Origin of the sequence: Blautia sp. DFI.9.10 (assembly GCF_024461705.1) — a bacterium.
GTDB lineage: Bacteria > Bacillota > Clostridia > Lachnospirales > Lachnospiraceae > Blautia_A > Blautia_A fusiformis.
On sequence record NZ_JANGAA010000010.1, the window covers coordinates 29861 to 56028 of the forward strand.

The following is a 26168-nucleotide window of genomic DNA, read 5'->3' on the forward strand; positions in this document are numbered from 1 at the left end:
TTATTATGGAAAAAATGTCAATCCTGCTCCACCTTCACAATGTAGGTTCCTGACATATCATCTTCAAAGACAATGCTTCCCAGACTCTGAAGAACACGGTCATTAAGCTCTGTTCCGTATTTTTCTTTTTCCTGTCCTCCTACAAAGATATAGGAAATATCATAACGGCTGATCAGTTTTTTTACCGTCTCTGCATCTGTAGATGTATAAATAGTCTGGATGTCCGCACTTTTTTCATTGAGGTCAGGTACATTATTTCTCCAGAGCCATTCATGCACATACCATCCCAGTACGGTCGGAAGCCCCGTAGATGCAGAAACTCTCTCATATCCGGTATAGCTGTCCCCGTTAGCCTCGAGCACCACAGGAGAGCCCTTGATATTCTGCTTCAGCCAGCGGATCGCCGACGCATCCTGAGGAAAATCCTGCTCAAGAAATGTAGTTGCATCCAGTCCCTGATACTCCGAAACCTTCCAGACATCCCCAAACCAGGAATGCACGGCATTTCCGAAATAGCCCACGGTCCAGAGCAGTACAAAAAGCCCCACACCTGAAAGGATCCGGATAATCTTCTGTCTGGATATCACCAGCATACGATAAATCCCATATCCCATTGTCATTCCGAAAAGGATATATGCCTGATACGTCAGCTTGAACATAGTATTGGCTCTGGCATTTCCATTTTCATAAATATCCCGCACATATACAAGCTCCGGGATCAAAACCAGTCCGATAGCACATAAGCCCATGATCACTGCAAAAAGATCCGGAACTGTAATCGCCTCCAGCAGTCTGTAAAGACTTTTATGCTTCAGTCCCTTCATTTTTTCTGTGATGACAGACAGGATCAGCAAAACAGTAAGGAGCACCGGAAGTCCCCAGAGGATCAGAAGCTGATACCACAGTGAATGATGCTGTGCCAGTGCCACCCCCTGTACCATCGTATCAAATTTCAATGTAAAGGGCAGGATCACCAGATAAGAGAGACCTATGATCTCCACTGCCTGTACGATCGTCACTGCAAGGATCCTGATTATCTTTCCCTCAAATCGTATGATATTTGCGATCAGGACAACTCCACCGGTCACTACAAAATAGATCACAAAATCCCAGTAATTGGTCCACTGGAACATGCCAAGAAAAACGGACGCCAGAAGGATATGCGGCATCAGAAGCTGTCTCAGCCAGAAAACACTGCGTTCCTGTTTTTCAGGCTCAGGCCCTCTTTTTCGGATCATTTTCAGCCATGCATAGAGCATTCCCACCAGAAATGTCACAAACATCACATTTACCACATGGGCATGAAGATCTCCCAGAACAAAGGAATAGCATGGGAATTCATGTATGGTCTTATCACTGTCATTCACCGGATTATACCCTATGTAACGAGTTGCATCCGGGAACCAGTAGCTGGCTGTTTCTGCCACTCCCTGTATCTTCCGGATCAGCGGCAGTACACAACGGTAGACGATATAATGTACATTTCCCGCGATAGATACTGCAATGCCTGCAGTAACTCCTGCCAGTGAAGGAAGATATTTCTTCTTTCCATCCAGCCGTCCATACAGCCTGTCCTTCGTCATCTGACGGACCAGGGAAAACGGATACACAAAGGCAAACGCTGCCACAAAGGTACGCATCAGATTATAAGTCACTTCCACTCTGCTTCCTGTAAGCTTCGTAAGAAACACTGCAAAATACTGCCCGCCATAGTAATAATTGATGGTTCCCTGTGAATACCAGAGATCACGTGCAGGAAGAGTTTTGCTCCGTATCATGGCCTCCATGAAGCCATAATCCATAAATTTCTCTGTTCCGTATGCCTGCGGCCGGAATCCTGCCAGATAAGTCCACAGCAGAAAGATTCCAAAAAACAGAAGCTCCTCCCGAAAGATCATCTGCATCTTTCCTGACGGATAACATTCAATGCCATGCTTCAGCTGAACATGAAAAAGTACAGCACATAAAATGCCAACAGCCACAGATACTCCTACACACACTGCTGCTGTAAAAGGAAGGATTTCCACCGCTACCAGAAGCCAGGTGAGAAATCCGGTAACCGCAATGGCAAGTACCTTTGAAAAAAGCCATCCCCGGTCTTCAAAACCACCAAAAAGCCTTCCTGTGACCGGCATTGCCACCATTCCCATGAACAGTGCAAGCAGCCACCAGGTCCAGAATGTCCATACATCTCCTCCCAGGAGATACGCAGAAAGTACTGTCAGAAGCACTGCCGCAGTCAGCTCCGGAAATAATTCTCTGATCTTTTTTTTCATCCTTCTGTCCCTCCTGTATCAGATCCTGCCCCGCAGACGGATAAAGTCCGCAAATGCCTGTCTTCCGATCTTTATGATACGTTTCATGTTGATAGAGTTTTTTCCGGCCTGTCTCGGTCGGAATGTGATGGGGATATATTCCACATAAAGATGATGTTTTTCATAGATCACGGTCATCAGCACATTGGAAAGGAAAAATCCGCCTGGGATACGCTTCAGTACTTTGGCGAGCTGTTTTCCATCCATCAGCCGATATGGCGTATTTGCATCTTTTACCCAGGTTCCAAAAATAAGGAAAAGCACAAGCCGCAGTATTCTTGTCACAAAAATCCTGGAAAGCCCATCCTCTCTCTTCTGCCGGTAACCGATAAGAAGCCCGCACTTTTGACGTTTTTCCCAGAACTGCCAGAATTCCTCCGGAAGTGTCTGGCCGTCTGAATCCGTCTGAAAAATATAATCGGCACCTTTTTCTACTGCGTAACGATATCCCCTGAGTATTGTTCCTCCATGTCCTTCATTCGGTTTATCGATTCCGATAAGACGGTCATGATTTTTCTGATAATTCTGTATTTTTTTGTAGGTCGCATCTTTGCTGCCATCATTCAGGATCACCAGGCGGCTGTCCCCGCCGATTCTCTCCACTACCGGATACCATTGCTCGATCACGGTCCCGATATTTTTTTCTTCATTATATGCCGGCATAATGATATATAAGCTGTCATGTTTCATAGATTCTTATTCTCCCATCCTCTGAGGTATACACCAGTGGATATGTCTCCCTGATGATATCCTCACGACATTCCTGCTGTTCAAATTCCATATCCTCCTCAAACAGGATATATGTGATCTTTTCCTGTTTTACGGTAGCTTTCAGTAGCTCCGGATCATCCGTGGTATATATGAGCACTGCCTGGCCGGCACGATAGCTCGTATCGTACCCTGCAGACCATGCATAATAAGGCCATCCGCAATACAGCATGGCACCGGACATAGTGACCTCGTTCATGGTATATTCCGGTGTCAGCAGAAGATCATTTTTCTTAAGATTTGCACTGAGCCAGTCCGTCAGGCTGCTTTCCATATTTACAGTCATCCTGTGTGCGGAATCGTTGTCTCTTAAGATGATCACGTAATCATAGATCCCCGTTGCACTAAGACAGATACAAAGGACCGCTGCCGCTGCGCGACCGGCCCATTTCTTCCAGCTGTTTTTCCCTGCAAGGAAAACACATCTTACGATCCAGCCCCAGAAAACTGTCACAAAGGCATAGGAAATCATCACATATTTATGATTGACATTGATGTCCGGAGTCAGAGATACCAGAAATGCAAATGCCATTGGAAGCAAACAGCCCATCAGCACTGCCCGCTGACCTCTCTTCAGAAATACTGCTGCCACGATCATTCCCACAAAGAAAAATCCACTGATCTCCACCAGATACCAGAGTACACCGGAAATGCTTTTATTGTCTGCCAGAAAGCCCCAGTAAAAGGATGGACTCATAACACTTCCCGACACAAAGATCTTCGACTGCAGTTCCGAAAAAAGCACTGCCAATCCGGCACAGATCACATAATCCAGCTTACCGTCAGAAAACACTGCCAGTCCGGCAAGGATCAGAAGTCCGCCGATCAGCGCAGCTCCGTTCCAGAAGGCAGTTAATCCCAGAAACAGTCCCAGAAGAATCGCCGTATCCACATTTCTGCAGATCCAGGCTTTTTTTGTAAAAAAACGGTTACGGACCCACAAAAATCCCTGCTCCTTGTGACTGCATCCGGCTTCCACCCAATCCATAAAGGTCCATACCGCTACAGCTGCCATCAGAAGGCCGAAAGCCAGATGACGCTGGTTCAGATATACATTGAAATTCCATAATCCCCAGTTTTCATTGGTAGTATAACCGATAAACGCCGTATTTTCTTCCAGCGTCCGTACAAGGTCCCCCGCCTGAAGATGTTCCCACAGATAATGCCAGAACGCTGTTCCGCTGCGGAAAAAAAAGAAAACAATGGCAGCTGCCCCTGCCCAGAAGCTTTTGAACATCCGGTAGCTGATCCCGTAAAGCACCATAAGAAATCCCGCCAGAGACAGGATGCTTACCAGATTATATCCCAGATCAAGACGGAGGCCCAGATACTCCAGATTTCCTACAAGGAACTGGAACATAAAATGATATTTCACATCCTGCCCGCCATAATGCGGATACTGGGTAGGAAAATTATTTCCCCTTGAAAAAGATCGCATCATTGCCGTGTGGGGTGCATAATCTCCGTATACCGAAAAGCCGGAGTACAGAATGCCGTCTTTCATATGGAAAACGTAAAACATCATCCAGGTCACAAAAACCGTCAAAATGCCAAAAAGCAGAAGCTCTTTTTTCAGGATCCATTTTCTGCTGATCATCCGTTCAGATATCACAAACATTTTTTGCTGTTTTTTCTTTTTCCACCGGAAGATTCCCGAAAGCAGCAGGATATCTACCAGAAATACGATCAGATTTCCATAAAAAAGAGGATGCTCTGCCCCCGCGCATACGCTGAACATCCAGGAAAGAATATAGACTGCCCAGGTCAGCATCAGGATTCCCATCCCAAACGCTGCCGGCAGGACCACCCATATCCTGTTTCCTCTTTCAGTCGTTTGACGCGGAAACAGACATCCTGCCGTTTCCATTCCTGTTAACATGCATAATATAAGATAAATGATTCCAAGCATAGGATTCTCCTTAATTCACGTAAAGTATAGCAGAATCACCTTCCTATGAAAAGGCTATTCACATTTTTTTCAATTATTTTCGTTTTCCTTCTGTTTTTTCAGATATGTAACGATTCCATCAGCCACAGCCTCTGCTACCTTTCTCTGATACTTCTCTGTCTGAAGCAGGGCGGCTTCCTCCGGATTTGTAAGAAATCCACATTCTACGATATTGATCACACCCGGACTTCTCTTCAGAAGATAATAGGTTCTGTTTTCTTTTGCCACCCGCGGCCGTGCAATGGAAAGCTTCCGGTTCATGTTTTCCTGGATCGCTAGTGCCAGTTCTTTTCCGCCTTCCGAATCCTCATAATAAAATACTTGCGGACCTTTTACTCCGGGATCACTGTAGCTGTTCTGGTGGATACTCACAGAAAGCACCGGTTCATATTTCCGGATCTGTTCAATACGATTCTGCAGATCCTGTGCTTTCATATTTTTTGTACCATTTTCATAAAGACCTTTATCTTCTTCCCGGGTCATTACTACGGCAAGGCCTTTTTTTTTCAGGATCGTTTTTAGCTTCATGGCAATATCCAGATTGATCCCTTTTTCCTTCAGTCCACCGATTCCCACCATTCCGGAATCCACACCGCCATGACCGGCATCCACCAGGATCACCTGATCTGCTTTTATATTTCCGGATACATCTATAAGTCTGCCTGCAGTTTCTGCCGCTTCCCATGACAGAATATAAAAACAGACCAGCATAAGAACTGCCATTGCCAATTCTATGAAATGTTTTTTCAACACAAAACACCCCCGGCATATTTATTTTAATATATGTTGCCGGGAGTGTTTTTAGCATTGTGAAGATCACAATGTTTTCTTCTGTTTATGACAGGTTTTCTGTGATCACGCTCCAGATCCCGCTGTTCTCGAATCCAAGCTTCCACTCTGCCACACCTGCCAGTTTGTATTTTTTGATCAGTTTAACCTTTTCCGCAATAGACTTAGAGTCCTCCAGCCAGATCTGATATGTGGCACCTTCCCCTTCATAGGTTCCATAATTCTGACTTGTCTTCTTGTCCCAGTATGTTTCTGCTCCGTTATCACTGATCGTCTGCTGTGCCTGATCCATACCGATGGCCTCACTTGTCAGTGCACCGCCATCTGTAGTCTTCCAGAGCCTTGTGTAGAACGGAATCGCAAGGATCGTCCGTTGAGCCGCTACTTCTGAAAGCGTATCCTTAACCCCCTGTTCTACCCATGGCAGAGATGCCACAGAACCGGCATCGGAGCCTACGTAATGCTCATCATAACCCATAATGATCACATAATCCACAACCTTGCCCTGCTCCGCACGGTCATAATGACTGGTAAAATCTTCCGGAACCGGATTATCTACAGACAGTACCAAATTATTGGCGTGACACTGGATAGAAAGCTCTCTTAAAAACTGAAGGAAATGGATTCCTACTCCTTCGCTCAAAGATTCAAAATCAACATTGATTCCATCCATTCCTACTTTCAGTGCATAAGTGATCAGCCGATTCTCCAGATTCTGCCTTGAACTGGTTTTTGAAAGAACTTCTTTGGTATTCATGTTCTCATTAAAATTATCCACCAGTCCCCATACCTTCAGTCCTTTTTCATGTGCCTGCATCACATACTCCCCAGATGCAAGACTTGAAATATTTCCGGAGTTATCTGTTACAGAAAACCAGGTTGGAGAGATCACATTCACGCCTGTCATATTCTGTACCGCATCTGCGAAATAGCTGTTTGCATCTGTGCTGGTAACCTGGTGCCATGCCAGGTTCACCGGTTCATCCATGGTAAGATATGTATAGGACTCTGTTTTAAAATCCCTTTCATAATCCGTTGTATCCACAGCACTTACTTTTTTCTTCTGAACATAACCGATGTAACCGTCATCGGTTGCCACCTGATCCCAGTCCTCTCCTTCATTCATCAGCCGGAGAACTGTATTCTTCGCCAGTTTGGAAAGGATCGGCGCCTTGATCCCGCCCCGGTAACGGATCACGGTATCTTTCTTCGTGGTCACGGTCTCCACATTGGTAAATTTGTACTGTATCGCAATCCTTGCAGGATCCTGCTCTATATAAGAATCGATATCTGTATACTTTTTTACATAATCCAGTTTCAGATAAACCGTGTCATCCTTCAGCCACACGTTTCCGTCTGCCTTATCTAAAGCCGGTTCCTCTGTGAGACTGGATGGTGTTGCATACAGTATCTTCTTGTTTTCGCTATCCCAGTAATATCTCTGATTCAAATATCCGTTCACTACATCCAGCGGAAGATATACATCTTCTCCTGAGATAAGTGCCTTCTCTTCCAGTTTCTCAGTTCCAAGTATCAACGCAGCCTCACCGTCTGCATTCTGGCCGTAGTATTCTGTCAGATCCATTTGTTTCCTGCTTGGTATAAGCTTATTGATCCCGTAAACAGTCCCTCCGGCAAGAGCGACCAGAACGATCAGCAGACCTACCACAAGGACCGGTATGTGTTTTTTTATCATGTTTTTTTCCTTTCGGTATAAAATGTCATAATTTGCTTTATTATAACATATCTTGTCTACATTTCGTTATAAAAATCGACTTTTAATAATTTTTCACAATTTCTTTAGAATTTCGGTTCCCCGCATGGTATGCATGAGTGCAGGGGATGATCGTTATTCGGGGAACCGTTTTTTCTTATGTACGGTCATTCTTTGCGAATAAGATCAAAGCTTACACAGGCGATATGGCCGTCTTCATCTTCCGTATAATCCCGCATATAGACCCCGTTTTCCGCAATCTGACAGGCTTTTGCGATTTTTTTCGGAGTGCTTGGTGCTCCATTGAGATAAAGAGAAACTCCGTTCTCACGATAAAGCTCCAGTTCCCTTCGAAGGGGTTTTGCGGATTTCTTTTTTTCCTGTGATATATTTGGCGTATCCCGACCTCCTTTCCTGGTTAGATTTTCAGAAAACACCAGCAATGGTTCTCGAAAAGCTGCACCTTCCCTGTTAGGATGATACTTGTAATAAAATATAAATAATAAAATGGGGGGAAATTTCTCTGTGTACCGACAGACTCGCCGATGAATTTCACACAGAATCCTTATCTTCAGAAAAATATGACTTTAAGTTATCGTTACTGTCTTCTTACTTCCGGGAGGAGACAGCTTTTCTGCTTTTCATTATACCTGATTTCTCTTCAGATGCAAGTCTTTTATAAAAGAATCAGAAATTTTCTTTTTTCTCCGGTTTCTACATCTTTACATCTTGTGTATAACTGTTATATAATACAGTATGTAAAAGATTAAATTTATTTACCTATAGGATGTGATCATATGAAAATAGAAAAAATCAATGAAAATCAGATCCGCTGTACCCTGACGAAAGAAGATCTGGACAGTCATCAGATCCGTATCAGCGAACTTGCATACGGTACCGAAAAAGCCAAACGTCTCTTTCGTGATATGATGCAGCAGGCACAGATACAATTTGGTTTTGAAGCAGATAATATTCCTCTGATGATCGAGGCTATTCCTGTCAATGCCGAAAGTATTATCCTCATTATCACTAAAGTGGAAGATCCTGAAGAACTGGATACACGTTTTTCCAAATTTGCACCCTTCAAGGGCAACAAACCTTCCGATACCGTAGAGATCGATGGCGCTGACAATATCATCGATATCTTCCAGAAGCTCTGTGAATCCAAGCTTAAGGATCTTTCACAGAAACCGGAAGAAAAAAGGGCGGAAACTTCCGCCTCTCAGGCAACAGAAACTCCGGATGCATCACAGCAGCCGGCTGAGAGTTCTGTAAAGCTTATACGCCTGTACTCTTTCCCGGGGCTGGATGATGTTATTGCCGCATCTCATGGTATGAATGGTTTCTTTACCGGTGATAATACTCTCTATCGTGAAGGAGAAGACGGTGTCTATCAGCTGGTACTTCATCAGTCAGACTGTACACCAGAAGAATTTAACAAGGTCTGCAATATCCTTTCCGAGTATGGCATCGGCCGCGCATTCACACCAGCCGGTGAAGCCTACCTCAGAGAGCACTGTGCACTGATCGCTGATCATGCACTTCAGAAGCTTCTGAATATCTGACAAACCAAATATCCTACAGACAAACAAACCGCTGTCGGAATGCGATCCATATGATCTGCATTTCCCGACAGCGGTCCTTTTGTTTCAGCAAAAAAACTTCTGTTTATTACTCACCAAGAAAATCATTGATCTGAGCTACGAGGACATCTGCGTCCAAGCCATGGACCATTGCTGCTTCTTCCAGAGATTCCATCTGTGAAGACGGGCAGCCAAGACAATGCATTCCTGCTCTCATCAGGATCGGTGCGATATTCGGGTCTACAGTGAGCAGTTCTCCGATCAGCATGCTCTTTGTAACTTTTGCCATGATTGTATTCTCCTTTACTGTTTTATCGAAATATTTTCATTCCGTTCTGCTATTATAATACGAATCCTGAATGGAATCAACGGGTTACGAATTTTCAGTTTTGTTTATAAATTTATACTTGTATTCTTTATGCAGATATATTAGAATGGGAATAGAATCCCTGGTAGGGGATACATATAATACACAATTTAAAAGGAGGATATCAATTATGGCATATGTAATTTCTGACGAGTGCGTTAGCTGTGGAACATGTGAGGGTGAGTGCCCGAACGAGGCTATTTCTCAGGGAGACGAGCATTATGTAATCGACGCAGACGCTTGTGTTGACTGCGGAACATGCGCTGAGGCCTGTCCAGTTGGTGCTATCTCTGCTGAGTAATGCATCATTAGCTTGATAAGCTGCTATAATGAATGAGGCTGCCGGTTTACCGGCAGCCTTTTCTGTTTTTTTTATTCTTTTTTCCCTCACAGGAAGCTGCCGCTTCTCTTCTTGCCTGCTGCTGCCTGCGGATCGCTTCATCCAGAGAACGACACCGGTACTCTCCTTCTTTCTTTCTCTGCATTTCCTCACGGATCAGGCGTTCCATGATTTCCTGAAACTCCAGTATCTTATCATTATCTGCCTCGCACTTCTCTGTATTCCCGGATTCCGTTTTTTCCATGAACTCCTTTTCAGATCCCGTTTTTTTCATTGGGATATCTTCAAGCTCAACAGCTTCTCCATCCAGGATCCTGATACCAGATTCTGAAAAATCCGGTGTATCTGCCTTTCTTGCCTCCGGTGGGATCAGTGTACGGATTGCTTTCAACTGAAGTCCTTTACTTTTCAGCTCATTTATTTTAAGAAAAAGCTGGATATCAAACGGTGTATAATAGCGATGTCCCAGTTCATTGCGTCCGATCCGAAGCTCCAGTTCTTCCTCCCAGTAACGCAGGACATAAGATTTCACTCCGGTCAGTGTTACGGCCTGTCTGACTGTATATCTTTTTTCCATTGTGAACGCCCCCTTATATAGAGATTCACTGCTGCTGTCTACAGTATAACCCCTGAGATCAGGAAATAGCAAGAATAATCGGTTGACATAATTTTACCAAATATGACTCTTTGCCTATATCCATAGCATCCTGAACTCCACGATCACACAGCCAAAAATACAAAAGGCCATCAGGATAACTATAAGCTTTCATCCTGACAGCCTTTCATTTACCGTCTGCACGGCTCTATTTTTTCATATTTACAAACTGGGTATATCTCGGCAGCCATACCAGCTCCACAGTTCCGATAGGACCGTTTCTCTGCTTGGCTATGATAATTTCCGCAATGTCTTTCTTCTCGGTATCTTTGTGATAATAATCATCTCGATAGATAAACATGACCACATCCGCATCCTGCTCAATAGCTCCGGACTCTCGAAGATCCGAAAGCATCGGCCTGTGATCCGGTCTCTGTTCCACTGCACGGCTAAGCTGTGATAACGCAATTACCGGTACATCGATCTCTCTTGCCAACGCTTTCAGCGATCGTGAAATATCTGAAATTTCCTGCTGTCTGGAATCCGATTTTCCACTTCCGCTCATCAGCTGAAGATAATCGATCATGATGATCCCCAGATTATGCTCAAGCTTATATTTTCTGCATTTGGAACGAAGCTCCGCAATGGAGATTCCAGGTGTATCATCAATAATAAGATTGGAGCCACCGATAATATCCGCTCCTTCTACCAGCTTCGTCCAGTCCTCATCTTTCAGATTTCCGGTACGGAGATTCTGGGAATCCACGTGAGATTCCATAGCAAGAAGACGGTTTACCAGCTGCTCCTTGGACATCTCCAGACTGAAAATAGCCACGGTCACATCTTTACGAAACGCCATATACTGGGCAATATTCAATACAAAGGCAGTTTTTCCCATGGAAGGTCGAGCTGCGATCAGTACAAGATCGGATGCGTGCATACCGGAAGTCTTATAATCCAGATCCACAAATCCGGTCGGAATCCCGGTAACGGAGCCCTTCAGCTTGGAAGCCTTCTCAATATTGCTGACTGCATTCAACACAACCTGCTGGATCGGCACATAATCGCTGCCATTTGTTCTCTGCAAAATATTAAACAGCTTTTTCTCGGATTCCTCAAGTATGGTTTCCGTACTGTCCTTTTCCAGATAACAGGCATTGGCAACTTCTTCCGTAGTCCGTATCAGCCGACGGAGAACTGCCTTTTCGCTTACGATATTGGCATAGTATTTCACATTGGCTGATGTAGGAACTGCTGCGATCAGATCACGGACATATTCCATACTGCTGATGTCCGGCGGAAGCTCTTTCTCCTTGAGACGATTCTGCAGAGTGATCAGATCTACCGGCTGTCCTTCATTACAGAGCTCCACCATGGCATCAAAAATGATGCCGTATTGTTTTTGATAAAAATCATCACTGGTCAGGATCTCGGAAGCCACCAGGATCGCATCACGATCCAGGATCATGGATCCGATCACTGACTGCTCTGCCTCAATGCTGTGAGGCAGAATCCTCTTGATCAGTGCTTCTTCCATTGATTACGCCTCTTTTACCCAGACTTTGAGACTTCCGGTTACCTTCGGATGAAGTCGTACCGGAACATTGGTAACACCCAGGTTACGGATCGGATTCTCCATCTGGAGCTTTTTCTTATCGATATCAAGATTCAGTTGTTTTTTGGCTGCCTCTGAGATTTCTTTTGAGGATACAGAACCGAATGTTCTTCCGCCTTCACCTACCTTCAGAGTAAGGATAACCTCCTTTGTGGAAAGCTCCTCTGCAAATGCCTTGGCAGCGTCCAGATTTTCCTGTGCAACCTTTTCTTCATTTGCCTTACGGAGTTTCAGGTCATTGAGATTCTTGGATGTAGCTTCAACACCAAGCTTTTTTGGCAGGATCATGTTTCTTGCATATCCGTCACTTACATTTACGATCTGTCCCTTTTTACCCAGGGATTTAACATCTTCCAGAAGAATTACTTTCATTTCTATTTGTCCCCTTCCTGATATAACTGGTCTATAATTTCTTTCAGCATTCTTTCGGTCTCATCCATGGTGTCTTTCACCTGTGCACCGGCAATATTCAGATGTCCGCCGCCGCCCATCCGTTCCATCATGACCTGTACATTCACTTCATCAATGGCTCTGGCACTGATGTAAACCTCATTATTATAGCTGGTAAGAACAAAAGATGCCTTGACTCCTGCGATATTGAGCAGCTCATTGGCCGCCTGTGCTCCTACAACGGTAGGACTTTCCAGACCTTCACTCGGACATCTTGCAATGGCAAAATAATCTCTGTAGATCTCCGCAGTACGAACTGCCTCCGCTCTCGCCTTATAGGAATCAATATTATCCCGGAGCATCTTACGTACACGTGTCACATCTGCTCCGCATCTGCGCAGGAATGCTGCTGCCTCAAAGGTACGCACACCCGCTCTTGTTGTAAAGTTGTTGGTATCAATCATGATACCCGCATAAATACAGTCCGCCTCAATACTGCGAAGCTTCAGCCCGTCTGCAAAATACTGCAGGATCTCTGCGATCATCTCGCAGCTTGAGGATGCATATGGCTCCACATAGGACAGAACTGCATTCTGGATCACCTCGCTGCCGCGGCGGTGATGATCCAATACCACAATGGTCTTTGTCATATAGAGAAGATCCTGGCATTCGGTATAGCTTGGCTTGTTGGTATCCACCACAATTACTACCGTATTGTTATCCACCAGTTCTTTGGCCTGATTACTGTCCACAAACATGGACGGCTCATAATCCGGATTCTCCATAAATCCACTCATCAGCGGCCGAATGGATGTGGTCGGATCATTGATCACAATATGCACCGGCTTACCAAGAGTCTTACCGGCACGGTAAATACCGATCCCAGCTCCCAGAGCATCCACATCTGTGATCTTGTGTCCCATAACCACCACTCGATCCTTGGTGCTCATAAATTCCTTCAGAGCCTGAGCCTTCACTCGTGCCTTCACTCGGGTTGATTTCTCCATCTGCTGTGCCTTGCCGCCAATGTAGGTAATATTATTTTCATTTTTGATCACTACCTGATCACCGCCACGGCCCAGTGCCATCTCAATGGCAATTCTGGCATATTCGTAATTCTGGATATACGTAGAAGCATTCAGACCGATTCCGATACTTAATGTCACAGCCATTTCATTTCCGATGTTAACCGTCTTAACCTCATCCAGGATATGAAAACGCTGTTCCTTCAGTGTTTCCAGTGAACTCTGGCGCATGATCAGAAGATATTTATCTTTCTCCAGTTTCTTCACAAGGCCGTCAAAGTTGGAAAAATACTTGGTGATCTTTCGGTCGATCAGTGCGATAAGCAGAGATCTTCTCACATCCTCCACGCTCTCCAGTGCTTCTTCATAATTATCCAGATAAGCCAGTGCTACAACAAGCTTGTTATCCTCATTTTTCTGGATGTATTCCTTAAGCTCTGTTTCATCATAAAGATACATGGCGATCAGACTGACATTCTGGGACATATTCTCCAGAATATCCGCATGGCTGACTACTTCACCCATAGTCACCCGCTGCATGGAAACCCGATAGATCCGATCCCCGAAATGTATACTCATCTCAGAAATTTCCGGTTCATCGGCTACAGGAAGCTTGTCCGGAGTAATATCCGGGAAAACTGTGCTGATATTTTTTTTATAAAACTGATCTCTCCCCGTGATCTCTGAAAAAATACGGTTGGACCAGATCATGCGGCCTTCCATATCCATAATGGCATAAGGAAGCGCCAGTTCTTCCAGCATCCGCTTTTCTACCACATCATACTGATTGGCAAATGCGATCATATCATTGATGATCAGCGGTTTGTGATATCGAAAAAGCTGTACTGCGATAAAAATATAGATCACAGTACCTACAGACACCAGAATTCCGGCCTTTACACTTACAATAAACACCAGCAGGTCCAGCAGCACGACCAGGACCGAAAGGTACAGCGGCCAGCGCATGAAGTGTTTCATAGGCCCCTTGAATTTAACTTTGTTGTTCATTGCTTTTTCCTGTTCTTAATGTAATTTAACCCATAAGTTATTTAACATTATACCAGATTCCTTATTATAATTCCATAGCAATGATAAAATCTGTTTTGCTCATAAAAAAAACAGGGCCGCTGCCTCCAGATGACTGCTCATCTGTTTCGCAACGACCCCGTATAAGATCAGAATTAGTCCTGAACGTATGGCATCAGGGACATATGACGTGCTCTCTTAACAGCAACTGTCAGTGCTCTCTGATGTTTCGCACAGTTACCTGTAATTCTTCTCGGGAGAATTTTACCTCTCTCGGAAACATACTTTCTTAACTTTGCTACATCCTTGTAATCGATCTCGTTATTCTCTTTACCGCAGAATACACAAACTTTTTTTCTTCTGCGTCCGCCTCTTCTCTTCATCGGAGAATCTGGTCTCTCGCCTCTATTGTAAGCCATGATTGTTTCCTCCTATCTTATTCGTCTCATCTGTCTTGATCAGATGTTCTAATTGAACGGCAGCTCCTCATCAATTCCATCTGGAATGTTCATGAAGCCGTCGGCGCTTGCTGCGCTCGGACTCGGCATAGACGTTGCAGGTGCTGCCTCTGTTCTCGGATGAGCTGCTGCATAGCTGTCGCTTGATGCTTTGCTCTCAGCAAATTCCTGATCCTCAACAACAACCTCTGTCGTATAAACCTTCTGTCCCTCACGGTTCGTATAGCTTCCTGTCTGGATACGTCCCGTAACTGCAATTTTCAGTCCCTGTCTGAAATACTTTTCCGCAAATTCTGCTGTACGTCCGAAAGAAACACAGCTGATAAAATCAGCACTTGCCTCTCCGTCACGACGGAATCTGCGATCAACTGCCAGTGTATATCTGGCGATTGCCAGGGCATTTTCTCCTGCGGAATATCTTACCTCAGGATCTCTTGTCAAGCGTCCCATTAATATTACTTTGTTCATCGTTCTACCTCTCTTATGATTTCACTTAACTGAACAGGTTCTTAATGGTGTTTTCAAAAATCCGCTGCAAAAATTATGCCTCTTTCTTGACAACCAGGTATCTTAATACATTGTCCATGATGCGGACATGTCTCTCGATCTCCGCCGGGCACTGAGAATCTGCTTCAAACTGAATAAAATAGTAGAAGCCTTCATGCATTTTCTGAATCTCGTAAGCTAATTTCTTCTTACCCCATTCTTCAACTTCTGTGATCACGCCGTTGTAACGTGTGATGTAGCCTTTTGCTTTCTCAACTACAGCGTCACGTGCTTCGTCCTCAAGCTTAGCGCTCACAACTAATGCTAACTCGTACTTGTTCATGCTTGTCTTAACCTCCTTATGGTCTTTTGGCCCTTTGCCTGTCAAAGAGCAAGGATATGAAATATATCACGATTGTTGATTCTAGCACATCTCTCCCGTGATGTAAAGCATAAATTTAATTTTTTTCAATTTTTTTCAAATCTCGTGTATTTTTCTCAACCAGCTTACGTGCCACCATGATCTGATGTCCGCAGCCCTTGCATTTCAGGCGGAAATCCGCTCCTACGCGAAGGATTTCCCATTCTTTACTGCCACAGGGATGAGCCTTCTTCAGTGTGACAATATCTCCAACTTCATAATTTAATCCCATTTGATACTCCTCATTTTTAATTTGCAGATCATCCCAGGTTCCCATATTTTCAGACTCTTATCTGAGAAAACACCTGCCCGATCGGTTCTTTAATAAGAAGATCCGCATATTTATCCCTCGGTGTCGGTGCCTTATTGATCACCACCAGATGATTTCCCCGGAAATAATCGATCAGGCCTGCTGCCGGATATACCGCCAGAGAAGTTCCCCCAATGATCAGCACCTCCGCCTCCGAGATCACTCTTACTGATTCCTGGATCGTATAGTCATCCAGCCCTTCCTCATAAAGGACCACATCCGGCTTGATCATGCCGCCGCAGCTACACCGCGGAACACCTTTCGATTCCTTCATATATTTAAAATCATAGAATTTCCCGCATTTCATACAATGATTTCGGTAAACGCTTCCGTGGAGCTCCAGGACCTTTTTACTTCCTGCCATCTGGTGAAGATTATCGATATTCTGAGTGATCACAGCCTTCAGCTTTCCTGTTTGCTCCATCTCCGCCAGCTTAAGATGTGCCGCATTCGGTTTTGCAGTATCACAAAGCATCTTATCTCTGTAAAATTTAAAGAATTCCTCAGGTTTTCGCATAAAAAATGTATGGCTTAAGATCGTCTCCGGCGGGTAATCATATTTCTGGTTATACAGTCCGTCCTGGCTTCGAAAATCCGGGATCCCGCTTTCTGTTGAAACACCTGCGCCGCCGAAAAATACAATATTTCTGCTCTCATCAATGATCTTTTGTAATTTTTCTATCTCATTTCCCATATCATTTCCTCCCAAACTTATCCGCAAAAGCTCTACTGTGGGTTCACCGCATTCACTCTTTTTCCCTGTACCACAAAACGTGTTGCCTGATTGCCGGTACAGGTTGATAATGTAACGATCTTATCCTTCACATTGGCTTCACTTGCAGTGGCATCTGTTCTGATCTCCGAATTCTGGAACATTTTTTTCTCATATTCCAGAAACTCTTTGCCAGGTCCTTTAAATAAGGTATACGTATCGCTGTTTACAGAAGTCGTATACGCTGCAATGATCTCATACCGGTAATCTTTTTCCGGTGTGAGGATCCAGAAATATTTGCTGGTATTATAAAGCGTCTCATCCGCTCTGTACTTTTTCAGCATTCCAAACATGGAACCATTCTTCATGTTGTGTCCGTACACCAGGGTATTACAATCGCTGAAATCTCTTTTGTTCTCATAATCAATAAAGATCGTTCCCGCAAAATTATAATTTTTCTCATATGTCTGGTGCAGATAAAAATTATTATCCTCTCCCTGTACCACCGGATAACTGATCTCAGGCAATGCTTCCATATAGATCCAGCCGATCACATCCTCATTGATACTCCTGAGAGAATCAAAATCAATGCTCACAGGTGCTACAGGCTGTTCATCCGGCTGATCTATCTCTTCCACCTGGTCCGGATCACGTTCTGTCACTGCCATTTCGGAAATGCTGTTATATTCATCGGTTCCTTTTTTATATTCTGTATAAATATGATAAAGGTTAAAAGCTGCATAACAGAAAATACAGATTGCCACGATCAGAACGATCGTCAGAATATGATCTCCAACTGTTTTTTTCTTTTTCACCTTGTTTTTCCTGCTCATAATCACACTCCTTTAAATCTGTCAGGATCATCTGGTTTCTGTATTTATTATAAATATCCCTCCGTTTTCTTGCAACCGTTTTGTTTTTGTCCTGTTTTATACAGAAAGAAGCCGCCTCGGAATGAGCATCCGAAGCGGCTTGTAAGGTATGTTCTATTTCAGAGCTGCTGTTATTTTTCAGGCCAGTTCTTTTCCTGTAAGCATTTTGTATGCCTGGAGATATTTCTCAATAGTCTTGTCAACGATCTCCTGCGGAAGTGTCCAGTCGTTGTCCGGATTGGCTTTCAGCCAGTCACGTGCAAACTGTTTGTCAAAGGATGGCTGACCATGTCCTGGTTCATAGCCTTCTGCCGGCCAGAAACGGGAGCTGTCCGGTGTCAGCATCTCATCACCGATAACCATGTTTCCGTCCTCATCAAGACCAAACTCGAATTTTGTATCTGCAATGATGATTCCCTTGCTGAGTGCATACTCTGCACATTTTTTGTAAAGAGCAATGGTGTTGTCACGAAGCTTTTCTGCATACTCGCGTCCTTTTCCTGGGAAGTATTTCTCAAGATGATCGATACTCTGCTCAAAGGAAATATTCTCATCGTGATCACCGATCTCAGCCTTGGTAGATGGTGTGTAGATCGGCTCAGGCAGCTTGTCGGATTCCTTCAGTCCCTCCGGAAGCTTGATGCCGCATACAGTGCCGTTCTCCTTATAGCTTGCCCAGCCGCTTCCTGTGATATATCCACGTACGATACACTCGATCGGAAGCATGTTCAGTTTACGGCACATCATGGATTTTCCTTCGAATTTCTCCTGCTGGAAAAACTCCGGCATATCCTTGGTATCTACAGAGATCATGTGGTTCGGAAGAATGTCCTCAGTCATGTCAAACCAGAATTTGGACATCTGGGTCAGTACAGCACCTTTCTTTGTAACTTCGTTATTCAGAATTACGTCAAAGCAGCTGATACGGTCTGTTGCAACCATGATCAGACTGTCTCCATTGTCATAGATCTCACGTACTTTACCTTCTTTGATTGGTTTTAATTCCTGCATGTTCTCACACCTCATCATTCGGTTATTTGATTTTTGTTTTCGACACCGTTACCGTATCACCTCACAAGCCCTCCTGTCAAGATATCAGGCCCCTTTCAGTCATAAGTATTCGTTAAGGGATCATTCATATTTCTAATAGTGATGCACATTCCTCCTGAAGCTTTTTCTCCTGTTTCCGGTAAAGAAGCTTCTCACTGCAGGCAAAATAAGGATCACAGCCATACTCTCGGATAAAGGCCGCCGCATGGCTGTTCCGGGTCAGTCCGGTGACAAAAAGCACCGTTTCCTGTCCGTCCCCGAAGCATTCCTTCATAAATGCAAATGCCTGTTCCAGCTCCCCGCTGATCTTTTTCGCACAGGCCTTTCTCTTCTCCGCCATTTCCGTAAACAGCTGCCGGATCCGTTCAAAGCCAGCCTCTGTTTCTGTGATATGCTCCTTTCGGATAGTAAGGCTGAATTCCTCCAGAGTGCGGATCACAAGCTCTTCTGTAGTCTGCTGATCTGCGGTAAGAAGCTCCGCCTCCAGACGGACAGCCAGACTTTTCTTCTTCATATCTGTAAATTCATCCAGCGCTGTCATGTCCTTTTTATCCTGAAGAAAAGCTTTCAGATGCAGAAGTTCCTGATAAACAGCACCTGTCTCACCATCCATCTTCTCATAGGTCAGAAAACCTCCGTTCAGACCGTCAAGCAGAAGCCCTGTCACAAGGAAGCGTTCCTCAAAGGAAGCTTCCTTCGCCATTTTTACCTTTTTCTGCTGTTCCTCCTCCGGCATCTCTCCGGAAAGCAGACGTTCCAGGCCATAGTCCTCTCCGTACTTCCGGTACAGCTGATAGCTGGCAAAAAAGCTTCTTGCGATCTCCTCTCTGCATAAATACTCCCCGACCAGATTCTCTGTGATCTCCACGCCCAGCTCCTCATAAGCCTTCAGGATCTCAGACAGGTCTTCCCAGCCTCTTGCTGTCACGAAGAATTTCCCGTCCACTGTATTTTCCACAGAATAAAAATGATCCTTTTTCATGCCGAGATAAGCCAGGATCGATCCGTGGATCTCCTTTTTCCAGGCATACTCCATCCACACCTCAAGATCTGCCTCGATATCCATCCTCCGCACACGGTCCAGTGTTACAATATCAAACTCCCGGACCGATTTATTATATTCCGGAGGATTTCCTGCTGCCGCGATCAGCCATCCTTCCGGCACACTGTGGCTTCCGAAGGTCTTGTTCTGAAGGAACTGCAGCATGGTAGGCGCAAGTGTCTCGGAGACACAGTTGATTTCATCGATAAACAGGATTCCCTCCTTCTTTCCGGTACGTTCCATACAATCATACACAGAAGCAATGATCTCGCTTAAGGTATACTCTGTGATGCTGACCTCTTTTCCGTTGTAGCACCGGGTCACGATCCTTGGCAGTCCTACCGCACTCTGTCTTGTATGATGGGTAATGGTATAGGCTACCAGACCTACATTACATTCCTCTGCCACCTGCTCCATGATCGCTGTTTTCCCGATTCCGGGAGGCCCCATAAGCAGGACGGGACGCTGCCGGAGTTTGGGAAATGTGTAGCGTCCGGCTGCATCCTTCCGGTTGTAAGCCAGTAAGGTATGTTTGATCTCTTCTTTTGCCTCTTTTATGTTCATGTTCTGTAACGCACTCCTTCCTGTTCTGCCACAAGCCGGATCGCCCAGGGCGGAACAAGCTCCATTTTTTCTGTTTTATGTAAAAATACAAAGGCCGTTTCATAATCCGGTTTGCTTCCGGGATATATCCCATCCCCGTCTGTAAAATAGATCAGAGCCTTAAGACTGCGGATTTCTTTTTTCTCCTGCTGCTCCTTCACATACCGGAACACCGGCCGGAAATCTGTTCCGCCCCGGCCCTGTATGGTGATATTTTTGCTGTATTCCTTCCATTCTTCCTCGGAATGGATCACCTTAACATCCTGGATACAGCAGTCACACTGGATCAGGTACACCTTCATTTTATGGAAAAAATTCTCTTTTTCACTGAGAATGGAATACGTTTCTCCAAGGAATCTCCGCACAGTCTCTCCATCACAGGAGCCGGAAGTATCAATGGCGATCACCAGCTCCTCCAGACGGTTCACTTCCTTATATTCCAGCGGCTCGATCAGCGGAAGATTTCCATAATGCTCCATCCCGTAATTATAAAAAATATAATCAAAGCTTTCCGTATCCAGCTCCACCTCTTCCCGCAGCACAGAAAACTGACGGAGAAATTTTTTGTAATCGTATCTTCCGGATCTTACCGTTCCTGCCTCTTCCTTCTGGTCCCCTTTCTGACTTCCCCGCCGTTTCCGGTGATCCTGACGGTTTGCGGCAGTATAGGAAAGAAGCTTGTTCCATTTTTCCTTTGTTCTTTTTCCTTTTTCTCCTGTGCAGGCATCCCATAGTGAGTGATCATCAAAATGGAACGCTTCTTCCATCTCTTCCAATCGAAATGGAAATACCTGATCTTTCAGTTTCTGGCAGATCTTTTCTGCGGAATCCGCGCCGTTTCCAAGCATATGGAAAACTTTTTTCCGGATTTTTTTTTCATTTCCACCTGTCTCCAGAACCGGGATCTTTTCTCTGGAAATGATCTGTTCCACCGCAATATCACAGGCTAGGTTCCATAAACGTCTGTCTTCCTGATTTTCCCGAAAAAGATGCAGATACAGGCAGTGCAGCAACATATGCAAATACCCTCGTCGCACTGCCTCCGGCTTTTTCACATAAAGTTCCAGCAGATATTCCGGAGAAAAAAGGAAGAACTCTCCGTCTGTTCCAATGGTTCTGGTCTCTTCCGAACCCTTCCCGGAAATGCAGGCAAAAGCACCGTCCAGATATGGAAAATAGTAGTACAGTTCGTTCCTCACATTTTCCAGGATATGTATTCCCAGTTCTTCCTGATTCCGGTCCACCGAATCCGCCTCCTGTCCTTCTGATCAAACTATAGCACTCCAAAAAAATACTGCACACTCTTGACAACAGGACTATGATAGAGTCAAGAGGTGATTATTATATTACATGATGAAACACGTAAACTACTTATTGAAGCTTGGAATAAAACGCACAATGCAAAAGAAATCCCAGAGTGTTTTTCTGTGAATACCAGTACTGTTTACCGCCTGGAAAAACAAATGCGTGAAACAGGTTCTGTAAAAACAAGAACATCACAGAGAGGACGTAAACATGCCCTGACACCGTAAGATATCCAAAATATTGACCGGGTGGTTCAGCAGGAACCAGATATCACAATTGATGAAATCATTGATAAACTTGGTCTGCATGTTTGTAATGAAACAGTCCGCAAGGCAGTTATTAAACTCGGGTATTCTTACAAGAAAAAATCTCTTCATACCTCAGAGCAGGAGCGTCCCCGATGTCAGGGAAAAACGCAGAAACTGGAAAAAACATATGTCGGAGAGAGACATAAATCATCTGGTCTTTCTGGACGAAAGCGGAGTAAACATCAATATGACGCGACATTATGCCAGAGCATGGAAAAACCGGAGAGCAGTAGATAAAACTCCACTCAACACGCCCTGCAATACAACCGTTCTTTCTTCCATACGTCTGAATGGAGACTGTGCCTATACAGTCTATCAGGGAGGAACTACTGCAGAGCGGTTTGCAGAATACCTGAAAACAAAGTTGCTGCCGACGCTTTCAGAAGCAGACATTATCGTTATGGATAATATGCGTTCCCATCATGCAAAAGTGGTGAAACAGCTACTGGACAGCTCAAAAGTAACCTATCTGTATTTACCCCCGTATAGTCCGGATCTGAATCCGATTGAAAAGATGTGGTCAAAACTCAAAGCATTTTTAAGGAAAGAAAAGATACGGATTGCATCGGAATTACCATCAGCTATTTCAAAAGGATTTTTAACAATTCGTCCAAAGGACTGCATAGGGTGGTTTCATTCGTGTAATTATGTGCAATAATTTATTGGATTGCTATAGTTTTTCACCAGATTTATTTACAATTCAAATTCCTTCTCTTTAAATCCATAATTTGCTTTTTTCAAATGGAGAAGTCCCATCAGCGCTGCAGGTCTCCTCCACTCTTCAGCCAGTTTCAGGAACACCTCCAGCTCCTGTTCCCCAAACCATTCGTTCTCATAAAGCTTCTCGATCTTTTCCCAGTCATCTTCCAGGATCAGGCGTTCCACAGCCGGACGGATCCTTTTCTTAAGATATGCTCCATAATGCGCGCGTTCCTCTTCCTCCACACCTTCCTCCAGAAAATATCCCCGCAGGGCAACTGCCAGCCGCAGCGGCTCCTGCTTGGTACTTCCGAATTTCCGGTAAAGATGAATGGCCTCTTCTTTGGCATCCTCGTTCTCCGCCCGCATTTCAAGAGCAGTGGCAGCAACTTCCACATCTTTTTGAAAACGGCTTAATTCTGTCATAATGATCCCTCCTGTCTGCTGTCTGTTTATAGTGTTCGAGAAAATGCTTTTGTATGACATTATCATATCACGTACCGCTTTGTTTGAACATTATTTTTTGATAAAAAAGAAGCCGCCACTGCCTTTTTTCTGACAGTGACGGTCCGAAATTATTTTCTCAGATTCCCTTTTTATAAAGAATAAATGAATAGATCATTGGCACAAGGATGACCAGCAAAATTACCGCAAAAACAATTTCCGTTTTCAGGAGCAGCGAATTCATAAGAAAAAGCAGCCCTGACAGGATCAGTATCCAGCCTGTCATACGGTTGGTACGGTTCCAGTTCTCCTCGCTGTTCAAGGTCCAGGGAAGCTTCATTCCCACTGTATAATTCTGTTTCACCTTATGAACGTAATTTCCGAGAATGATAAACATGATCCCCACCATGATATTCACGATCACACCTATATCAATGTCCATACCCAGAGCAAGACCATAGATTGACATGCAGGTGATCACAGACACCACCGGAACCAGCCACAGGACCATGGTAAAAATACGCCTGTTGATATTTTTTCTCTTTGGATCATTGGCTGTAAAAAACACGCAAAACAAATGGATCAGCAAAAGCAGAAATGGAATTCCAAAAACTGCCATCGGCTTGCTGCTCCAGCCGTTGGCCACATTGTGCTGATCAAAATGTGTTGCGATCTTCTCCGGCAGACGGTTCCACAGCAGGATCCCTGCCAGTGACGGTGAGATCGTAAGGATACTCCCGGAGATCAGGGACATTTTATATTCCTTCAGAAACTCTTTTCTTTCTTCACCTTTCATCATTCTTTCCCCCTTTCAGATCACTGAGCCACAGAAGCAGCTCCTCTACAACTGTGGTATTCAGTTCATAATACACGAAATTCTTCACCTTCGTTTCCCACACAAGATCTGCTTTCTTCAAAATTTTCAGATGATAGGATATGGTTGCACCCGTCATGTCAAAATGTCCTCCGATCTCACCGGCTGACATTTTCCCGTTTTTCAGAAGCTGCAGGATTTCTCTCCGCACAGGATCCGAAAGTGCCTTGAAGGTTTCCGCAAACGCCATCGTGTATGTCTTCCTCCTTTCAGATAGTATTTAGAAATATTTCTAAATAGAATATAGCATTTTCGAATTTCCCAGTCAATAAGTATTTAGATTTTTTTCTAAATACTTACATTTGTCATCTATAAAAAAATGAGGATACCGATCATCGCCTCTGCGATCTTACGATATCCTCATTCACCATCGATCAACCATTATTTATTTTTTCCCCTCTTAAACCTACCTCATGCAAAAACCAAGACTGGATGTGATCTCCGGCGCAAGCTCCGGCACATGTGCACAAAAGTCCATCTCTCTTCCAAGGCCAATGGATGCAACTCCAAGAATGGATTTGCCATTTACCGTTCTGCTTCCCCTTTTCAGATCCACTGCAAACGGAAAATGCTCCGTCACATCAAGAAAACGGTTCACTTCATCCATGCTCTCAAACTGTACTTTTTTTACTGTCATCGTTTTTTTCACCTCTTTTCTCTATCTATACTACTATTTTACTATGATATAATTATTTGTATAGAGTAATTTTTTTATAAAAAAGGTGATTTTTTTAGATGTTATCTTCTCCTATTTCTGTTACAATATAAAAAAACAACACCCAGGAGGTATCAGAATGTCAAAAAAGAACCTTATCGCAGGACAGTCCGGCGGACCGACCGCAGCTATCAACAGCAGTCTTTACGGTGTGGTATCTGAAGCACTTAAACATACAGAAGAGATTGACCATGTTTATGGTATGGTCAACGGCATTGAGGGATTTTTAAACGGAACAGTCCTTGATTTCCAGGAAGCACTTCCGGGAGAGCAGCTTCTCGCTCTTACCTGGACCCCCGGCGCTTACCTTGGCTCCTGCCGTTACAAGCTTCCGGAATCCCTGGAGGATCCGGTTTATCCGAAGCTTTTTCAGAAATTCGAGGAGATGAACATCGGCTGGTTCTTTTATATCGGCGGCAACGATTCCATGGATACCGTCAGCAAGCTTTCCCGCTATGCTGAAAAGATCGGCAGCGACATCCGTATCCTCGGTGAGCCGAAGACCATTGATAACGATCTTGTAAACACCGACCATACTCCTGGATTCGGAAGTGCTGCCCGCTACGTAGCCTCCACCGTCCGTGAGATCACCCTGGACGCCTGTGTCTATGAGAAAAAATCCGTCACTATCATCGAGATCATGGGACGTCACGCAGGCTGGCTCACCGGAGCTGCTGCCCTTGCCCGGAAATACGTTGGAGACAATCCGCTTCTCATTTATCTTCCGGAAACCGATTTCGATGTAGAAGAATTTCTCCAGAAAGTTCATGCTGCCTTCGAGAAAAACTGCAACGTCGTAGTCTGTGTATCTGAGGGAATCCATGATAAAGACGGCACTTTCATCTGCGAATACGACAGCGCTGCCGGAACCGACGCCTTCGGTCACAAGATGCTTGCTGGCTGCGGTAAATATCTTGAGAATCTTGTACGCAGCCGTCTTGGTGTCAAAGCCCGCTCCGTAGAGCTCAATGTAAGCCAGCGCTGCTCTGCAGCTATGCTCTCCGGAACAGACCAGCAAGAAGGCATCCTCGCCGGTGAATTTGGTGTACAGGCTGCCCTGAACGGCGAAACCGGAAAGATGATCGCATTTAAACGTCAGAGTGATTCTCCGTACTCCATGAAATGTACACTGGAGGATGTCAACGTTATCTGCAACGAAGAAAAGACGGTCCCTGTGGAATGGATCACAGAAGACGGCTCAGATGTCACCGAAGACTTTATCCGCTATGCCCGCCCGCTGATCCAGGGAACTGTAACTGTTCCGGTTGGTGAGGATGGACTGCCGGCGTTCGTGTATCGGAAATAAGATTTGTGGTAATGCGGATAAAAATATCCACATTTGCTGCGTAACTCTGTCCTGAGTAACTGTTTATCCGTCATTCAATAAAAAATGC

General features: G+C 44.6%; 28 protein-coding genes. 4 read left to right on the top strand and 24 right to left on the bottom strand.

The window, feature by feature from the left end:
* Window positions 1–17: 17 nt before the first annotated feature.
* From NE671_RS07815 to NE671_RS07840, 6 genes are all read right to left on the bottom strand, one after another.
* Entirely contained in the window at window positions 18–2276 is a 2259-nt protein-coding gene (locus NE671_RS07815) for a DUF2298 domain-containing protein (RefSeq protein ID WP_256163841.1), read from the bottom strand.
* Window positions 2277–2294: 18 nt separating this feature from the next.
* A complete protein-coding gene (locus NE671_RS07820; RefSeq protein ID WP_173775752.1) occupies window positions 2295–3005 on the bottom strand; it encodes a glycosyltransferase family 2 protein in 711 nt (236 codons plus the stop codon).
* Window positions 2995–4992, bottom strand: a complete 1998-nt coding sequence (locus NE671_RS07825; RefSeq protein WP_256163842.1) for a hypothetical protein — start codon at window positions 4990–4992, stop codon at window positions 2995–2997. Before NE671_RS07825 ends, NE671_RS07820 begins: the two co-directional genes overlap by 11 nt.
* A gap of 69 nt (window positions 4993–5061) precedes the next feature.
* Window positions 5062–5784 (bottom strand): N-acetylmuramoyl-L-alanine amidase, encoded by a 723-nt coding sequence (locus tag NE671_RS07830; RefSeq protein ID WP_256163843.1) that lies wholly within the window; start codon window positions 5782–5784, stop codon window positions 5062–5064.
* Window positions 5785–5866: 82 nt separating this feature from the next.
* Window positions 5867–7516 carry a glycosyl hydrolase family 18 protein gene (locus NE671_RS07835; protein ID WP_256163844.1) on the bottom strand — a complete coding sequence of 550 codons (1650 nt, stop codon included), beginning with the start codon at window positions 7514–7516 and terminating at the stop codon, window positions 5867–5869.
* A 185-nt stretch (window positions 7517–7701) separates the two neighbouring features.
* Window positions 7702–7971: a hypothetical protein gene (locus NE671_RS07840; RefSeq protein ID WP_021651392.1), complete on the bottom strand. Its 270-nt coding sequence runs from the start codon at window positions 7969–7971 to the stop codon at window positions 7702–7704.
* 360 nt (window positions 7972–8331) lie between these two features.
* On the opposite strand from NE671_RS07840, the gene NE671_RS07845 reads away from it, so the two are divergent.
* Complete coding sequence (locus tag NE671_RS07845; protein WP_021651393.1) at window positions 8332–9099, top strand: adaptor protein MecA; 768 nt, start codon at window positions 8332–8334, stop codon at window positions 9097–9099.
* Window positions 9100–9205: 106 nt separating this feature from the next.
* On the opposite strand, the gene NE671_RS07850 is transcribed toward NE671_RS07845, so the two are convergent.
* Entirely contained in the window at window positions 9206–9406 is a 201-nt protein-coding gene (locus NE671_RS07850) for a DUF1858 domain-containing protein (RefSeq protein WP_015527179.1), read from the bottom strand.
* 208 nt (window positions 9407–9614) lie between these two features.
* On the opposite strand from NE671_RS07850, the gene NE671_RS07855 reads away from it, so the two are divergent.
* Window positions 9615–9785: a DUF362 domain-containing protein gene (locus NE671_RS07855; RefSeq protein ID WP_015527180.1), complete on the top strand. Its 171-nt coding sequence runs from the start codon at window positions 9615–9617 to the stop codon at window positions 9783–9785.
* Window positions 9786–9831: 46 nt separating this feature from the next.
* On the opposite strand, the gene NE671_RS07860 is transcribed toward NE671_RS07855, so the two are convergent.
* The 13 genes from NE671_RS07860 to NE671_RS07920 form a co-directional block, all read right to left on the bottom strand.
* Window positions 9832–10401 (bottom strand): MerR family transcriptional regulator, encoded by a 570-nt coding sequence (locus tag NE671_RS07860; RefSeq protein ID WP_114002149.1) that lies wholly within the window; start codon window positions 10399–10401, stop codon window positions 9832–9834.
* Window positions 10402–10627: 226 nt separating this feature from the next.
* Window positions 10628–11956 (bottom strand): replicative DNA helicase, encoded by a 1329-nt coding sequence (gene dnaB, locus NE671_RS07865; protein WP_015527183.1) that lies wholly within the window; start codon window positions 11954–11956, stop codon window positions 10628–10630.
* A 3-nt stretch (window positions 11957–11959) separates the two neighbouring features.
* Window positions 11960–12406 carry a 50S ribosomal protein L9 gene (rplI, locus tag NE671_RS07870; RefSeq protein ID WP_118608331.1) on the bottom strand — a complete coding sequence of 149 codons (447 nt, stop codon included), beginning with the start codon at window positions 12404–12406 and terminating at the stop codon, window positions 11960–11962.
* 2 nt (window positions 12407–12408) lie between these two features.
* Window positions 12409–14457: a DHH family phosphoesterase gene (locus NE671_RS07875; RefSeq protein ID WP_022426425.1), complete on the bottom strand. Its 2049-nt coding sequence runs from the start codon at window positions 14455–14457 to the stop codon at window positions 12409–12411.
* Between the two features lie 173 nt (window positions 14458–14630).
* Entirely contained in the window at window positions 14631–14894 is a 264-nt protein-coding gene (gene rpsR, locus NE671_RS07880; RefSeq protein WP_021651398.1) for a 30S ribosomal protein S18, read from the bottom strand.
* Between the two features lie 48 nt (window positions 14895–14942).
* Window positions 14943–15401, bottom strand: coding sequence for a single-stranded DNA-binding protein (locus NE671_RS07885; protein WP_015527188.1), 459 nt, complete (start codon window positions 15399–15401; stop codon window positions 14943–14945).
* 73 nt (window positions 15402–15474) lie between these two features.
* Window positions 15475–15762 carry a 30S ribosomal protein S6 gene (gene rpsF / locus NE671_RS07890; protein WP_015527189.1) on the bottom strand — a complete coding sequence of 96 codons (288 nt, stop codon included), beginning with the start codon at window positions 15760–15762 and terminating at the stop codon, window positions 15475–15477.
* 115 nt (window positions 15763–15877) lie between these two features.
* The gene (locus NE671_RS07895) at window positions 15878–16072 is read right to left on the bottom strand and encodes a DUF951 domain-containing protein (protein ID WP_022426426.1); all 195 of its coding nucleotides are present in this window, start codon (window positions 16070–16072) and stop codon (window positions 15878–15880) included.
* 49 nt (window positions 16073–16121) lie between these two features.
* A complete protein-coding gene (locus NE671_RS07900; RefSeq protein WP_110103217.1) occupies window positions 16122–16844 on the bottom strand; it encodes an NAD-dependent protein deacylase in 723 nt (240 codons plus the stop codon).
* A gap of 32 nt (window positions 16845–16876) precedes the next feature.
* Entirely contained in the window at window positions 16877–17695 is an 819-nt protein-coding gene (gene srtB, locus NE671_RS07905) for a class B sortase (RefSeq protein WP_021651401.1), read from the bottom strand.
* A 177-nt stretch (window positions 17696–17872) separates the two neighbouring features.
* Window positions 17873–18745 (bottom strand): phosphoribosylaminoimidazolesuccinocarboxamide synthase, encoded by an 873-nt coding sequence (locus tag NE671_RS07910; RefSeq protein WP_015527192.1) that lies wholly within the window; start codon window positions 18743–18745, stop codon window positions 17873–17875.
* Between the two features lie 124 nt (window positions 18746–18869).
* On the bottom strand, window positions 18870–20390 hold the full coding sequence (locus NE671_RS07915; protein ID WP_118752993.1) for an AAA family ATPase: 1521 nt from the start codon (window positions 20388–20390) through the stop codon (window positions 18870–18872).
* Window positions 20387–21673 carry a vWA domain-containing protein gene (locus tag NE671_RS07920; protein WP_021651404.1) on the bottom strand — a complete coding sequence of 429 codons (1287 nt, stop codon included), beginning with the start codon at window positions 21671–21673 and terminating at the stop codon, window positions 20387–20389. The genes NE671_RS07915 and NE671_RS07920 overlap by 4 nt, the downstream gene beginning before the upstream one ends.
* A 496-nt stretch (window positions 21674–22169) precedes the next feature.
* Between NE671_RS07920 and NE671_RS07925 the strand changes: the two genes are divergently transcribed.
* Complete coding sequence (locus NE671_RS07925) at window positions 22170–22700, top strand: IS630 family transposase (RefSeq protein WP_084449127.1); 531 nt, start codon at window positions 22170–22172, stop codon at window positions 22698–22700.
* A 35-nt stretch (window positions 22701–22735) separates the two neighbouring features.
* Here NE671_RS07925 and NE671_RS07930 read toward each other — a convergent pair whose 3' ends face one another.
* From NE671_RS07930 to NE671_RS07945, 4 genes are all read right to left on the bottom strand, one after another.
* Window positions 22736–23167 carry a hypothetical protein gene (locus NE671_RS07930; protein ID WP_015527195.1) on the bottom strand — a complete coding sequence of 144 codons (432 nt, stop codon included), beginning with the start codon at window positions 23165–23167 and terminating at the stop codon, window positions 22736–22738.
* A 157-nt stretch (window positions 23168–23324) separates the two neighbouring features.
* Window positions 23325–23984, bottom strand: coding sequence for an SdpI family protein (locus NE671_RS07935; protein WP_326929022.1), 660 nt, complete (start codon window positions 23982–23984; stop codon window positions 23325–23327).
* On the bottom strand, window positions 23971–24249 hold the full coding sequence (locus NE671_RS07940) for an autorepressor SdpR family transcription factor (protein ID WP_015527197.1): 279 nt from the start codon (window positions 24247–24249) through the stop codon (window positions 23971–23973). The genes NE671_RS07935 and NE671_RS07940 overlap by 14 nt, the downstream gene beginning before the upstream one ends.
* Before the next feature lie 216 nt (window positions 24250–24465).
* Window positions 24466–24696, bottom strand: coding sequence for an HPr family phosphocarrier protein (locus tag NE671_RS07945; RefSeq protein WP_015527198.1), 231 nt, complete (start codon window positions 24694–24696; stop codon window positions 24466–24468).
* 157 nt (window positions 24697–24853) lie between these two features.
* On the opposite strand from NE671_RS07945, the gene NE671_RS07950 reads away from it, so the two are divergent.
* Complete coding sequence (locus NE671_RS07950; protein ID WP_129974659.1) at window positions 24854–26080, top strand: 6-phosphofructokinase; 1227 nt, start codon at window positions 24854–24856, stop codon at window positions 26078–26080.
* Window positions 26081–26168 lie beyond the last annotated feature (88 nt).